Raw genomic sequence first — 14415 nt, 5'->3', positions numbered from 1 at the left:
CGAGACAGGCCTTCACCCGCTGAACTCATCCCACTTGTCCCTTCGTGACATGCCCTTTCAGACAAGGGTACGGCTGCCGCGTACCTGACCGTAACCTGGGCGATCACGGTCATCGGCGTGGTCGCGCTGGCCGGGATCCGGCTGCTGGTGCCGCCGACGCCGGCGCCGGCCGGGACGAGCCTGCGCGCCGAGCTGGGCGCGTTCCGCCGGCCGCAGGTCTGGGTCTCCGCCGCGGTCACCGTGCTCGCCTTCGGCGGCATGTTCGGCGCGTTCACCTACATCGCGTTCACGCTCACCGAGGTCAGCGGGTTCGCCGGCGCCACGGTGCCCTGGCTGCTGGTGCTGTTCGGGGCCGGCACGTTCGCGGGCAACTTCCTCGGCGGCAAGTTCGCCGACCGGGCGCTGAACACGTCGCTGGCCGCGATCCTGGCGCTGCTCACCGCGGTGCTCGCGATGTTCGCGCTGACCGCGCAGAGCAAGGTCATGACGATCGTCTCGCTGCTGCTGATGGGCGCGGTCGGCCTGGCCACCGCGCCCGGGCTGCAACTGCGGATCATGCGGTACGCCCAGGACGCGCCCACGATGGCCTCCGGCGCCAACATCGCGGCCTTCAACGTCGGCAACGCGCTGGGCGCCTGGCTGAGCGGGCTGGCCCTGGGGTCCGGCTTCGGGTTCGTCTCACCGCTCTGGGTCGGTGCCGCGATCACCCTCGCCGGCCTCGCCGTCCTGGCCGCCGGCTCGGCCCTCCCGAACCGCCGGACGCCGGCTCCCGCCGAACCGGCCCTCCCGGACCACCGGACACCGAGCACCGCCTGACCGCCGGACGCCACCGGACCGGCCCTCCCGGACCACCGGAGACCAAGCACCGCCGGACGTCGCAGAGGTCATGGCGGCCACCTTACGAGGACCCGCCCCTCGGGGATCAGGGCCGACCGCTCCCACGTCCAGGTCGGCACGGTGATCATCTCGGCGGGGCCGCCGAGGGCGACGGGCGTGTCCAGGAGGACGGAGTGCGGGGTGAGCCGTAGGCCGCCCTCGGGGATGACGACGCTCTCCAGGGGCGTGCGCAGGCTCGGGCCGTCCGGCTCGTCCAGGTCGCTGGGCACCCAGGTGTCCTCACCGGCGAAGGCCGTGAACGCCAGCGCGCCGCCGGGGGCCGCGCCGGAGTGGCGCAGCGTCCCGGCGGGCAGCCAGCCGTGCTGCCCGGCCGCGTACGTGATGCCGGAGACGGACAGCTCGCCCTCCAGCAGCACGAACTCCTCCCCAGCCAGGTAGTGGCCGCGCTGGGACCTGGCCCAGCCGGGCGGGAAGCGGACGAGCGAGGACATGCCGTCCAGCCGGGCCTGGCGCACCGGCAGGTTGGAGCCCGGGACCAGGAAGTCCCGGGCGGGCAGCTCAGCGTCGAGCAGGTCGATCAGCACGTCAGCGCCCGCGCCGCCGCTTCTTGAGGATGGAGCGGACGGTCAGCGCCGCCACGATCAGCACGATCTGGCCGCCGAGCACGATGCGGTTGACGTCGACGGCGGGCCGCCAGCTGACCTCGCCGTCCTTCAGCACGTAGACGCCCGCGGGCGTGGCGCTGAAGCCGAAGCCGCCGCCGCTGCCCCCGCCCTCGCCGCTCTCCCCCTTGCCCCGGCCGTCCCCGCCGCCGCCCCCTTGGACGACCCGGGCGACCGGGATGACGACGACGTCGCCCTGCTGGACGGGCTCACCGAAGACGCGTTTGACGGTCGCGGCGTCCTTCGCCTGCTCGACCACCTTCATGATGTCCATCCCACCATGGTCAACCACAGCTCGCCCCTCTCGCCACCGGCGTCGCTCCCGCGTCAGTCGAACGTCGTCGAGATCTCGTGCCAGCCGCCCGGCGCGATCTTCTCGGCCGCCTCCGGCCCCCAGGAGCCCCGCTCGTACGGCAGCGGCCGGTCCGGCAGGTCGAGCACCCGCCGGACGATCCGCCACGACTCCTCCACCAGGTCGAACCTGGCGAACCGCCGCGGGTCGCCGCTGACGGCGTCGGCCAGCACGCGCTCGTAGGCGGCCTCCATCGGCCCGAGCACCTTGGTGAAGTCGACGCTGACCGGCACCGGCCTGGTGTGCTGCTTGCCCGGCTCCTTGGCCAGCAGGTCGAAGGTGACCCCCGCGTCCGGCTGCAGCCGGAACCTGATGAGGTTGGGGCCGGGGGGCGCGTCGCCGCCGTGGAACATCGTCACCGGCGGCTTGCGCAGCTCGGCGACGATCTCCAGGTCGGTGGTCGGCAGCCCCTTGCCGGAGCGGATGCACCACGGCACGCCGGCCCAGCGCCAGTTGTCGATGTAGGCACGCAGGGCGACGAACGTCTCGGTGGTGGATTCGGGCCGGACGCCGTGGGTGTCGAGGTAGCCGGAGTATTGGCCGCGTACGACGTCGGCGGGGTCGATGGCCTGCACGGCGCGCAGCACCCGCCACTTCTCGTCGAGCTGGGCGCGGGCGTCGGTGGACGGCGGCGGGTCCATGGCGAGGATGGCCAGCAGCTGCAGCAGGTGATTCTGCACCACGTCGCGGATCGTGCCGTTGGCGTCGTAGAAGGCGCCGCGGTCGCGCACGTCGAAGTCCTCGGCCATGGTGATCTGGACGCTGCGGATGTGGCTGCGGTTCCAGATGGGCTCCAGCAGCGTGTTGGCGAACCGGAACACCATGAGGTCCTCGACCGGCTCCTTGGCCAGGAAGTGGTCGACCCGCCGCACGTGGTCCTCGTCGAAGTGCTTGAGCAGCTCCTCGTTGAGCTCGCGGGCCGAGGCGAGGTCGTGGCCGAACGGCTTCTCCACGACGAGCCTGGCGTCGTGGTTGAGCCCGGCCCCGGCCAGGCCCTCGGCGACCGTGGCGAACAGCGACGGCGGCACCGCGAGGTAGTGGACGAGGAAGCCCTTACCCGCCGCCTCCTCGCGGAGCGTGGCGAACGTCTCGGGGTCGCGGTAGTCGCCCGCGACCAGCCGCAGGTTTCCGGCGAGCTTGTCGAAGGCCGCGTCGCGCACGCCGCCGACGGCCTGGCGGACGTGCTCGCGCAGCCCGTCGAGGCCGAGGTCGGTCTTGGCCACGCAGATGACGGGCAGGTCGAGCCTGCTGTCGGCGGTCAGGCGGTAGAGGGCGGGCAGGATCATCTTGCGCGCGAGGTCGCCGGTGACGCCGAACAGCACCAGCGCCCTCGCCCGCTCCGCGCCCCTCCTGTGCTCGGTCCCGGACGCGTGGCGCATGTCAGACACGCCTTCCGCGCAGCTCGCGGTATTTCCGCACGAGCTGTTCGGTGGAGGCGTCGGGGAGCCCGGTGGGCGGGTCCTCGGAGGTGAGCGCGGGCGCCAGGTCGAGCGCCATCTTCTTGCCCAGCTCGACGCCCCACTGATCGAAGGAGTCGATCCCCCAGATCGTGCCCTCGACGAACACGATGTGCTCGTAGAGCGCGACGAGCTGGCCCAGCGTCGAGGGGGTCAGCTTGGGCGCGAGGATCGTGGAGGTGGGCCGGTTGCCGGGCATCACCTTGTGCGGCACGATCTCGGGTGGCGTGCCCTCGGCGGCGATCTCCTCGGCCGTCTTGCCGAACGCCAGCGCCGAGGTCTGGGCCAGGAGGTTGGCGATGAGCTGGTCGTGCATGCCCTCGCGGTCCTCGAACGGCTCGGCGAAGCCGATGAAGTCGGCGGGCACGAGCCGGGTGCCCTGGTGGAGGAGCTGGTAGAAGGCATGCTGCCCGTTGGTGCCCGGCTCGCCCCAGAAGATCTCGCCGGTGGCGACCGGGACGGGGGTGCCGTCGGCGCGCACGGACTTGCCGTTGGACTCCATCGTGAGCTGCTGCAGGTAGGCGGGGAAGCGGTGCAGCCGCTGGCTGTAGGGCAGCACGGCGCGGGTCTCGGCGCCGAAGAAGTCGTTATACCAGATCCCGAGCAGGCCCATCAGCACCGGCATGTTGGCCTCGAACGGGGCGCTGCGGAAGTGCTCGTCGATGAGGTGGAAGCCGGCCAGCATCTCGCGGAACCGCTCGGGGCCGATCGTGATCATCAGGGACAGGCCGATGGCGCCGTCGTAGGAGTAGCGGCCGCCGACCCAGTCCCAGAAGCCGAACATGTTGTCGGTGTCGATGCCGAACTCGGCGACCTTGGCGGCGTTGGTGGAGACGGCCACGAAGTGCTTGGACACCGCGTCCTCGCCCAGCGCCTCGACCAGCCAGCGGCGGGCGACGCGGGCGTTGGTGAGCGTCTCGAGCGTGGTGAAGGTCTTGGAGCTGACCACGAACAGCGTGGTCGCGGGGTCGAGGCCGGCGAGGTTGCCGGTGATGTCGGCCGGGTCGATGTTGGAGACGAACCTGGCCGCCACGCCCGCGTCGGCGTAGTCGCGCAGCGCCTCGTAGGCCATGGCGGGGCCGAGGTCGGAGCCGCCGATGCCGATGTTGACCACGGTCTCGATGGGCTTGCCGGTGGCGCCCTTCCACTCCTTGGACCTGACCCGGTCGGCGAAGGCGCTCATCTTCCCGAGCACGGCGTGCACGTCGGCGACCACGTCCTGCCCGTCCACGACCAGCTCGGCGGCGCGCGGCAGGCGGAGGGCGACGTGCAGGACGGCGCGGTCCTCGCTGACGTTGATGTGCTCGCCGCCGAACATCGCGGTGATCCGCTCGCGCAGCCCCGCCCGCTCGGCCAGGGCCACCAGCAGGTCGATCGTCTCGCCGGTGGCGCGCTGCTTGGCGTAGTCGAGGAAGAGGTCGCCGGCGGTCACGGTCATGCGCCCGGCACGGCCCGGGTCCTCCGCGAACAGCTCCCGCAGCCGCCTGCCCGCCAGCTCCTCATGGTGCTTGCCGAGAGCCGCCCACTCCTGGCTCTGGGTGATGTCGCCGTTCACGCTTCCTCCTCGTGTCGCCAAACCGGATCACCATTGTCCCTGCCAATGGGAAACCTGCTCGTCTGACCGCCGCACCTTTGTCGTGCTCCGTTAAGACCGTGGCGTCAGCCAGCTTCGCAGATCTCCCACTGGAACCGCTTACCCACAGGGCCTCATTCCGCGCACGGCGGAGCGGAGTTTTTGGGGCTCAGTGGGATTCTCGGCCCACGTGGTCCCCGCTGGAGCCGATGAGGAAGTCGAGGTCGGCGCCGCGGTCGGCCTGGGTGACGTGCTCGACGTAGAGGCGCTCCCAGCCGCGTACGGGCCGGGCGTACCCGATCTTCACGGGCTCCCTGGCGGCCAGCTCGGCGTCGGGGATGTCCACGTCGAGCCGCCGGGCGGCCACGTCGAGCACGATCGGGTCGCCGGTGCGCACCTTCGCCAGCGGGCCGCCGGCCGCCGCCTCGGGCGCGGTGTGCAGGACGACCGTGCCGTACGCGGTGCCGCTCATGCGGGCGTCGCTGATGCGCACCATGTCGCGCACGCCCTTCTCCAGCAGCTTGGCGGGCAGCGGCAGGTTGCCCACCTCGGGCATGCCGGGGTAGCCCTTGGGGCCGCAGCCGCGCAGCACGAGCACCGAGGTCTCGTCGATGTCGAGGCCGGGCGAGTCGAGGCGGGCGTACACGTCCTCGATGCTGTCGAAGACGACGGCCCGGCCGCGGTGGCGCAGCAGCTCGGGCGAGGCGGCGGCGGGCTTGATCACCGCGCCGCCGGGGGCGAGGTTGCCGCGCAGGACGGCGATGCCGGCGTCGGGCAGCAGCGGGTCGGAGCGGCGCCTGATGACGCTCTCGTCCCAGATCTCGGCCTCGGCGAGGTGCTCGACGAGCGGGCGGCCCGTGACGGTGATCGCCTCCGGGGCGAGCAGGTCCTCGACCTCCTTGAGCACGGCCGTGAGGCCGCCCGCCCGGAACAGGTCGTCCATCAGGTGGCGTCCGGCGGGCTGGAGGTCCACGAGTAACGGCACCCCGGCGCCGGTGCGGTCGAAGTCGTCCAGGCTGAGGTCCACGCCGAGCCGGCCCGCGACGGCCAGCAGGTGGACGACGGCGTTGGTGGAGCCGCCGACGGCGGCCAGGGTCACGATGGCGTTGAGGAACGCGGCCCTGGTCATGACCTGGCTGGGGCGCCGGCCCTCCAGGACGAGGTCCACGGCCAGGCGGCCGGTCTCGTGGGAGCGTTCGAGCAGGCGGCTGTCGGGGGCGGGGGTGCCCGCGGTGCCGGGGATCGTCATGCCGAGGGCCTCGGCCATGCAGGCCATGGTGGAGGCGGTGCCCATCGTGTTGCAGTGGCCGCGGCTGCGGATCATGGACGACTCGGACCGCAGGAACGCCTCGCGCGACAGCGTGCCCGCGCGTACCTCCTCGCTGAGGCGCCACACGTCGGTGCCGCAGCCGAGCGGCGCGCCGCGGAAGTGCCCCGTCAGCATGGGGCCGCCGGGCATCACGACGGCGGGCAGGTCCACGGAGGAGGCGGCCATGAGCAGCGACGGGATGGTCTTGTCGCACCCGCCGAGCAGCACCACGCCGTCGATGGGGTTGGCGCGCAGCATCTCCTCGGTGGCCATGGCGGCCAGGTTGCGCCAGAGCATGGCGGTGGGGCGCACGTTCGTCTCGCCCAGGGAGACGACCGGCAGGTTGAGCGGCACGCCGCCGGCCTCCCAGACGCCGTTGGCGACGCTCTCGGCGACCTCGTTCAGGTGGGAGTTGCAGGGGGTGAGGTCGGAGGCGGTGTTGGCGATCGCGATGTGCGGCTTGCCGCCCTCGAACGCCTCGCGGGGCAGGCCGCGCCGCATCCATGCCCGATGGATGTAGGAGTTGCGGTCGTTCCCCGAGTACCAGCGCGAACTCCTGAATGCCATATTCGGCACCTTATCCGGCGTTTGGTGGATTCAGCATGTTCTGTGGAGGAAGCAGCAGAGGATGGACCATATCGACGCGTACTGGCGGGCGGCGAACTACCTGTCCGTCGGGCAGATCTACCTGCTGGACAATCCGCTGCTGAGCGAGCCGCTGCGGCCCGAGCACATCAAGCCGCGCCTGCTCGGCCACTGGGGCACCACGCCTGGGCTGACCTTCTGCTTCGCCCACCTCAACCGGGTGATCAGGGAGCGGGACCAGGACATGATCTACATCGCCGGCCCGGGGCACGGCGGCCCCGCCGCGGTGGCGCACGCGTGGCTGGAGGGCACCTACTCGGAGCGCTATCCGGACGTCTCGCAGGACGTGGAGGGCATGCGGCGACTGTTCCGCCAGTTCTCCTTCCCCGGCGGGATCCCGAGCCACGTGGCGCCCGAGACGCCGGGGTCGATCCACGAGGGCGGGGAGCTGGGCTATTCGCTCGCGCACGCGTACGGGGCCGCCTTCGACAACCCGGACCTGGTCGTGGCCTGCGTCATCGGCGACGGCGAGGCCGAGACGGGCCCGCTCGCGGCGAGCTGGCACTCCAACAAGTTCACCGATCGCGACCGCGACGGCATCGTGCTGCCCATCCTGCACCTGAACGGCTACAAGATCGCCAACCCCACCGTGCTCGCCCGCATCCCCGAGGAAGAGCTGCTCAAGCTCATGGAGGGCTACGGCTACCGCCCCCACGTGGTGGGGCCGGACCACGAGGAGATGGCGCGCGCCCTGGACACCGCCTTCGACCAGATGGCCGCGTACAAGCAGGGCAGGGCCGACCGGCTGCCGATGATCGTCCTGCGGACGCCGAAGGGCTGGACGGGGCCGCGCGAGGTGGACGGCAAGCAGGTCGAGGGCACCTGGCGGGCGCACCAGGTGCCGCTGGCCAACGTCCGCGAGAACGCCGCCCACCTGGGCATGCTCGAGCAGTGGATGCGCTCGTACCGGCCGGAGGAGCTGTTCGACGCCGGCGGCGGGCCCGTGCGGGAGGTCCTGGAGACCGTGCCGCGCGGCACGCGCCGGATGAGCGCCAACCCGCACACCAACGGCGGGGAGCTGCTGGAGCCGCTGCGGCTGCCGGACTTCCGCCGGCTCGCGGTCGAGGTCAAGGCGCCCGCCGGGCAGTCGAGCGAGCCGACGCGGGTGCTGGGCGGGTTCCTGCGTGACGTGATCATCGCCAACCCGCGGACGTTCCGGCTGATGGGACCGGACGAGACCGCGTCGAACCGGCTGTCGGCGGTGTTCGAGGCCACCGACCGGGCGTGGAACGCCGAGATGCTGCCGACGGACGAGCACCTGGCCCCCGGCGGCCGGGTGATGGAGGTGCTGAGCGAGCACCTGTGCCAGGGCTGGCTGGAGGGCTACCTGCTGACCGGCAGACACGGGCTGTTCAACTGCTACGAGGCGTTCATCCACATCGTGGACGCCATGTTCAACCAGCACGCGAAATGGCTGGAGTCATCGCGGAAGATCCCCTGGCGGCGGCCCGTCGCCTCGCTCAACTACCTGCTGTCCTCGCACGTGTGGCGCCAGGACCACAACGGCTTCAGCCACCAGGACCCCGGCTTCCTCGACGTGGTGATCAACAAGAAGGCGTCCGTGGTGCGGGTCTACCTGCCGCCGGACGCCAACACGCTGCTGTCGGTCGCCGACCACTGCCTGCGCTCGCGCGACTACGTCAACGTGATCGTGGCGGGCAAGCAGCCGGTGCTGGACCTGTTCACGATGGAGGAGGCCGTCGCGCACAACACGCGCGGCCTGGGCATCCTGCCGTGGGCCTCCACCGACGAGGGCGCCGAGCCGGACGTGGTGCTGGCCTGCGCGGGCGACGTGCCCACCCAGGAGACGCTCGCCGCCGCCGCGATCCTGCGCGAGCACCTGCCCGAGCTGAAGGTACGCGTCGTCAACGTGGTCGACCTCATGCGCCTCCAGCCGCCCACGGAGCACCCGCACGGCATGTCGGACGCCGAGTTCGACGCCCTCTTCACCGCCGACAGGCCGGTCGTGTTCGACTTCCACGGCTACCCGTCGCTGATCCACCAGCTCACCTACCGCCGCCACGGCCACGCCAACATCCACGTGCGCGGCTACAAGGAGGAGGGCACCACGACGACGCCGTTCGACATGGCCATGATGAACGACATCGACCGTTTCCACCTGGTCATGGACGTCATCGACCGGGTGCCCGGGCTCGGCACCACGGCGGCGCACCTGCGCCAGCGCATGAGCGACGAGCGGCTGCGGGCCCGCGCCCACACGCGCGAGACCGGCGAGGACACCCCCGAGATCAGGTCGTGGACGTGGCCGGGCGCATCCTCGTACTGAACACGGGCTCGTCGTCCATCAAGTACGAGCTCGTCGACGTCCGCACCCGCGAGCGCCCGGCCAGGGGGCTCGTGGAGCGCATCGGCGAGGAGCGCGGGCGGCTGACGCACCACGCCGGGGACCGGCCTCCTTACGTGTCGGAGGAGCCGTTCCCCGGGCACGAGGCGGGGCTGGCCGCGGTCATGAAGGCGTTCGAGGCGGCGGGGCCCGAGCTGGACCCGGTCGCGGTCGGGCACCGCGTCGTGCACGGCGGTACCCGGTTCACCGAGGCGGTGCTCGTCGACGACGGCGTCATCGGGGCGATCGAGGAGCTGGCGCCGCTCGCACCCCTGCACAATCCGGTCAACCTCGCCGGGATCCGGGTGGCGCGCGGCGCCTTTCCGGGGGTGCCGCAGGTGGCGGTGTTCGACACCGCCTTCCAGCTGGCGCTGCCGCCCGAGGCGTACACGTACGCGGTGCCGCGCGACTGGCGCGAGCGGCTCGGCGTGCGGCGCTTCGGCTTCCACGGCACCTCCTGCGCGTACGTCTCCCGCCGCGCCGCCGCCTTCCTCGGCCGCGATCCGGCCACCCTCGACCTCATCGTGCTGCACCTGGGCAACGGGGCCAGCGCGACCGCGATCTCCGGCGGGCGCAGCGTCGACACCTCCATGGGCCTGACGCCCCTGGAGGGACTGGTCATGGGCACCCGCTCGGGCGACGTCGACCCCGCGCTCGCCGGCTACCTGGCACGCGTGAACGGGATGGACGCGCGGCAGGTGGAGAGCGGGCTCGACCGCCACGGCGGCCTGCTGGCGCTGGCCGGGACGGGCGACATGCGCGAGGTGCGCGCCCGCGACGACGCCGAGGCCCGGCTGGCCCTGGCGGTCTACACGCGGCGCATCCGCAAGTACGTCGGCGCCTACTACGCGCTGCTCGGGCGGCTGGACGCGATCGTGTTCACCGGCGGGGTCGGGGAGCACGACGCGGCCACCCGCGCCGAGTCCCTGGCCGGGCTCGACCGGCTCGGCGTCACCGTGGACCCCGCGCTCAACCAGGACGGGTCGGCGCGGGAGCGGGCGGTCTCGCCGCCGGGCGCGGAGGTGGCCGTGCTCGTCATCCCGACGGACGAGGAATGGGAGATCGCCCGCCAGACCCTCGCGCTGATCACGCCGGGATCATGACGGGATCATGACGGGCGGCGCGCGACGGCCGGCACCCAGAAGTCCACCGTCGTGCCCGCGCCGGGCGCGCCGCGGATGCTCCACCAGCCGCCGGCCGTCTCGGCCCGCTCGCGCATCTCGATCAGCCCGAAGTGGCCGTCCTGGCCCTCCTGGCGGGTGATCCCGACCCCGTCGTCGCGCACGCGGACGTGGACGCCCCCGTCGAGCCAGGCCAGCTCCACGGCGACGGCGGCGGCTCCGGCGTGCTTGCGGACGTTCGTGAGGGCCTCCTGGCAGATGCGGAAGACGGTGATCGCGGCCTCCGCGGGCGGCTCGCCGTCCAGGCGGTTCATCAACTCGTACGCCACCCCCGCCATCTCCCGCTCCAGGTACGAGGCGAGCCCCTCCGCCAGCCCCTCACCGGGCAGGCGTAACCGGAAGGCCAGGTCGCGCAGGCGCCCCACGGCGGCCTCGACGGCGTCGCCGAGCGCGCGCACGTCGGCCGCGTGCTCCTCGGGCAGACCCTCCTCCATCGCCCGCAGCCGCATCCCGACGGCGACCATGGACTGGATGGTGTCGTCGTGCACGTCGGAGGCGATGCGGCGGCGCTCCCGCTCCTGGGCCTGGACCAGGTGGCCGAGCAGGAGGCCGCGCTCGTCCAGCGCCCTGGCCATGCTGCGCCGCTCGGTCAGGTCACGCGTCACCTTGCCGAACCCCCGCAGCTCGCCGCGCCCGTCACGCAGGGCGGTGATGACCACGCTGGCCCAGAACCTGGTGCCGTCCCTGCGGACCCGCCACCCCTCCTCCTCCCAGCGGCCGTCGGCGGCGGCCACCTCCAGCCCCGTGAACGGCTTGCCGGCCGCGACGTCCTCGGGCGGGTAGAAGACGGAGAAGTGGGTGCCGATGATCTCCTCGGCCGTGTAGCCCTTGATGCGCTGGGCCCCGGCGTTCCAGCTCACGATCCTGCCGCGGGGATCGAGCATGAAGATGGCGTAATCGCGGATGCTCTGGACGAGCAGCTCCATATCCGCTTGTGGAGGATTATCCACGGCCATACCGCAGCTTTTCACGACGTGGCCCGATGACCCAAACCCTCCCGGCAGGTTCAGGAGTCGTAAGCGCGGGCCTGGAGGGGGGCGAGGCGGGGCGCCAGTTCGCACCACACCACCTTTCCGCCCTTCTCCCCGTCGACGGGCGTGGTCCCCCAGCCGGTGGACAGGAGCCGGACGACGTGCAGGCCCCAGCCGTTCGACGGACCGGGTTCGCGGGGCTCGGGCAGCCGCTCCCCGGCGTCGCCCACCTCGACCCGCACCTGCGCCGCGCTGCCCCGCATCCTCAGGGACGGCGGGCCGTCGCCGTGCACGAGCGCGTTGGTCACCAGCTCGGACACCACGAGGAGGACGTCCTCGTGGTAGCCCTGGTAGCCGCACTCCGCCAGGGCTCGGCGGACGATCCGGCGCGCCGCCGTGATGCTGTCCATCTCCTTCGGCAGGGGCGTGTCCACCTGGTACTGCCAGGCCTTCTCGCTGACCACCCCTCTACTTTCGGGTAGCCATTATCCGATCACGAGACGCATCCGTGCCAGGCTGCCTGGTACACCTGTGGGACGCGAGATGGTGCACATGCGTCAGTCGAGCAGCCCTTCCCTGCGGGCCAGCGCGACCGCCTCCAGCTTGGTCCGGGCGCCCAGCTTCTCCAGCACGTGCTGGACATGGTTGCGCGCCGTGTTGCGGGCCACGCCGAGCCGTTCGCCGATCTCGCGCGCGCCCATGCCGTCGGCCAGGAGCAGCAGCGTCTCCCGCTCGCGAGCCGTCAGCGCGGACCCCAGGAGCCCCGCGCGCCCGGTCAGCCGGTCGAGCACTCCGGGCAGCAGCCCGGGCGCGAACACCACCCCGCCGGCCGCCACCTCCCGCACCGCCGATTCCAGCTCCCCCAGCCGGGACGACTTCACCACCAGCCCGGCGCCCCCGGCCGCCACCGCGCGGGCCGCCACGGAGACGGTCGCCTCGCCGGTCAGCACCAGCACCCGCGCCTTGGGCGCCGCCGCCACCAGCCGCCCGATGGCCGCGATCCCGTCGCCGTCGGGCAGGCGCCGGTCGAGCACGACGACGTCCGGCTGGCACCTGCCGGTCTCGGCCACCGCCCCGGCGACGCTGCCGGTCTGGGCCACCACCTCGATGTCGGGCACCCGCGCCAGCGCCAGCCCGATGGCCTCGGCGACCATGGCGTGATCCTCCACGAGAACCACCCGGATCGAAGGGGGAGTCGCCATGTCTGCCGCTGCCTCTGTCCGCGGTTTCCGCGCCCGCGCGGGGCGCACGCCGGCCCGGCGCCACGAGCAGTGTCCCACGGCCCGCGCGCCCGTGGCCAACGGCGCCGTACGCTCACGGCTTCCAGGGCAGACGGCGGTGCTTGAAGGTCGGATACTTGGTCTCCCAGTAGCGCCAGCCCTCGACCCTGGCGGGGATGTTGGCGAATCCGCTGGCGACCCTGACGTCGCGGCACGTGCCCATCACCTGCCAGGCCGACCAGCCGATGCGGTAGCCGAAGACGCGGTACCACAGATGGCCGTACATCCCCTTGGTGATCTCCCGGCTGTATTCGTGGCCGGTGAAGACCATGTGACGCTCTTCGAGGTGCGGCAGCCCCATCCTGCGTATCTCGCGCACCACTTCTTGGGTGGTGATCGGTTCCACGCGGGTGAGCGGTTCAGTCGTGGAGACGGCCTTCCGCCTCTCGTTCTCGGTCTCCAGGAACGCGCGGACCTCGTGCTCCCGGGTGACCGACGCCGTGACCGTGCCGCCGGGCCCGTCGACGAAGTTGCTGCGGGGCAGGAAGAAATTCCGCGGAGAGAGCGTGTGCACCTTGAAGAAGAGGTGCGGACTGCATCGGTCACCGTGGATGAGGGGGAAGTGGCGATGGCGGTGGCGGCGGCGACGGCGGTCGTCGGTGTCCGCGGTGTCCGCGGCCGCGGCGGTGTCCGCAGCGGCGTCCGCGGTTTCCGCGGTGTCCGCGGTGCGGTCGGCGCGGTCGTCGTCGTCGTCCGCTCTCGCCGCCGGCACCAGGGCGGCGACCAGGACCATCGAAAGAGAACCGCTCACTGCCCATCTCATCGCGTGACGCGCCTTGGGCCAAGCGGAATTGACTGGGGCAATTGTCCGTGAATTGGGAGTGGACATGTACCGTACCTTTCGGAATGCGTCAGGCCGGGATCCGGCCTCTGCCGCCCGCCGGACGGGCCGACAAGATCGGTACGATGGTTACAGTTGCGGCGAGGCGCTCTTCAACGCCACGCCGCAGGCGAATATCCCATGCTGGGAAAGCGCCGGTGAAAAAGTGTCAATAGCGGGTCGTCCCTTTCACAAACGAACATCGCGGCGTTCCGGCGTCGCCGAGCCTGTGTCCGGAGAGTCGGATATGGGCCGGATGACCTGCTACGACGCCGATCGCGGGGCCGCCCGGACCGGCCAAAAGGGTAATTCCCCGTGGAAATCTGAGAATTTCTCCCGACCTTCCTGGAGAATGTCGGCTGTGTCCTGCGCGTCGTCAGTGCTGCGTCTTGTGCGGGCCGTCGTGTTCGCGACGGTCTGCGGCGCGGTGTCGGCGGGCGGGCACGCGCTGGCGGGCGGCGGTCTGGTGCCGTTCGAGGTCTACCTGGCCGGGGTGCTGGCCGCGCTCGGGCTGGCGTACCTGATCGACGGGCGCGAGCGCGGCGCCGTGGCGGTGCTGGTGGCGACCGTGGGCACCCAGATGCTGCTGCACCAGCTCTTCGAGCGGCTCACGCCCGCGGCCGAGGCCGGTCCGGCGCACGGGCATCCCGCGCCCGGCATGGCGCTGGTCCATCTGACGATGGCGGGGCTGACGGCCTGGTGGCTGCACCGGGGCGAGCGCGCGCTGTGGCTCATGATCCGCCTGTACGGCGCGCCGCGGCTGATCGTCCCGCTGCCCGCCGCCGCCGTCCCGGCCGGGACCGCGCGGCCCTCGTGGCGGCCGGTCACCCCGTACCTGACCGCGTACGCGGGAAGGACCGTTTCCGGCGCGATCCTCAGGCGAGGCCCACCCCAGGGGCCGAGGCACTTCGGCTGACGCACGAGTCCTTGGCGCGCCCGGCGGGGCGCGTACCCTTGCCTGTGTCCGGACGGCGCCACGCGCGC

Annotated in this window: 13 protein-coding genes; 4 read left to right on the top strand and 9 right to left on the bottom strand. The window is 72.0% G+C overall.

What is annotated here, in order from left to right; translation table 11 throughout:
* The first annotated feature begins 84 nt into the window (after positions 1–84).
* Positions 85–816: an MFS transporter gene (locus ACWEPL_RS55110; protein ID WP_452441298.1), complete on the top strand. Its 732-nt coding sequence runs from the start codon at positions 85–87 to the stop codon at positions 814–816.
* Between the two features lie 68 nt (positions 817–884).
* Here ACWEPL_RS55110 and ACWEPL_RS55105 read toward each other — a convergent pair whose 3' ends face one another.
* The 5 genes from ACWEPL_RS55105 to ACWEPL_RS55085 all read right to left on the bottom strand — a co-directional run bounded on the left by ACWEPL_RS55105 (position 885) and on the right by ACWEPL_RS55085 (position 6757).
* Entirely contained in the window at positions 885–1421 is a 537-nt protein-coding gene (locus ACWEPL_RS55105) for a hypothetical protein (protein ID WP_452441297.1), read from the bottom strand.
* A 1-nt stretch (position 1422) separates the two neighbouring features.
* A complete protein-coding gene (locus ACWEPL_RS55100; RefSeq protein WP_350727886.1) occupies positions 1423–1773 on the bottom strand; it encodes a spore germination protein GerW family protein in 351 nt (116 codons plus the stop codon).
* Between the two features lie 53 nt (positions 1774–1826).
* Positions 1827–3230: a glucose-6-phosphate dehydrogenase gene (gene zwf, locus ACWEPL_RS55095; protein WP_452441296.1), complete on the bottom strand. Its 1404-nt coding sequence runs from the start codon at positions 3228–3230 to the stop codon at positions 1827–1829.
* Between the two features lies 1 nt (position 3231).
* Positions 3232–4863, bottom strand: a complete 1632-nt coding sequence (gene pgi / locus ACWEPL_RS55090; protein WP_363974305.1) for a glucose-6-phosphate isomerase — start codon at positions 4861–4863, stop codon at positions 3232–3234.
* A gap of 187 nt (positions 4864–5050) precedes the next feature.
* Entirely contained in the window at positions 5051–6757 is a 1707-nt protein-coding gene (locus ACWEPL_RS55085; RefSeq protein ID WP_452441294.1) for an IlvD/Edd family dehydratase, read from the bottom strand.
* 61 nt (positions 6758–6818) lie between these two features.
* Between ACWEPL_RS55085 and ACWEPL_RS55080 the strand changes: the two genes are divergently transcribed.
* Together ACWEPL_RS55080 and ACWEPL_RS55075 are read left to right on the top strand one after the other, a co-directional pair.
* Positions 6819–9122, top strand: a complete 2304-nt coding sequence (locus tag ACWEPL_RS55080) for a phosphoketolase family protein (protein WP_452441293.1) — start codon at positions 6819–6821, stop codon at positions 9120–9122.
* Positions 9098–10282 carry an acetate/propionate family kinase gene (locus ACWEPL_RS55075; RefSeq protein WP_363974314.1) on the top strand — a complete coding sequence of 395 codons (1185 nt, stop codon included), beginning with the start codon at positions 9098–9100 and terminating at the stop codon, positions 10280–10282. Before ACWEPL_RS55080 ends, ACWEPL_RS55075 begins: the two co-directional genes overlap by 25 nt.
* Before the next feature lie 5 nt (positions 10283–10287).
* On the opposite strand, the gene ACWEPL_RS55070 is transcribed toward ACWEPL_RS55075, so the two are convergent.
* From ACWEPL_RS55070 to ACWEPL_RS55055, 4 genes are all read right to left on the bottom strand, one after another.
* A complete protein-coding gene (locus tag ACWEPL_RS55070) occupies positions 10288–11286 on the bottom strand; it encodes a PAS domain-containing sensor histidine kinase (protein WP_452441292.1) in 999 nt (332 codons plus the stop codon).
* 80 nt (positions 11287–11366) lie between these two features.
* Positions 11367–11795 carry an ATP-binding protein gene (locus ACWEPL_RS55065; protein ID WP_350727879.1) on the bottom strand — a complete coding sequence of 143 codons (429 nt, stop codon included), beginning with the start codon at positions 11793–11795 and terminating at the stop codon, positions 11367–11369.
* 93 nt (positions 11796–11888) lie between these two features.
* Positions 11889–12533, bottom strand: a complete 645-nt coding sequence (locus ACWEPL_RS55060; RefSeq protein ID WP_364249565.1) for a response regulator transcription factor — start codon at positions 12531–12533, stop codon at positions 11889–11891.
* Positions 12534–12645: 112 nt separating this feature from the next.
* Positions 12646–13362: a hypothetical protein gene (locus ACWEPL_RS55055; RefSeq protein WP_452441291.1), complete on the bottom strand. Its 717-nt coding sequence runs from the start codon at positions 13360–13362 to the stop codon at positions 12646–12648.
* 448 nt (positions 13363–13810) lie between these two features.
* On the opposite strand from ACWEPL_RS55055, the gene ACWEPL_RS55050 reads away from it, so the two are divergent.
* Positions 13811–14347, top strand: a complete 537-nt coding sequence (locus tag ACWEPL_RS55050) for a hypothetical protein (protein WP_363974326.1) — start codon at positions 13811–13813, stop codon at positions 14345–14347.
* The last annotated feature ends 68 nt before the right edge of the window (positions 14348–14415 follow it).

Source organism: Nonomuraea sp. NPDC004186 (genome assembly GCF_053603495.1).
Note: the sequence above shows the minus strand (reverse complement) of the source record. Positions and strands in the feature narration are given on the sequence as shown.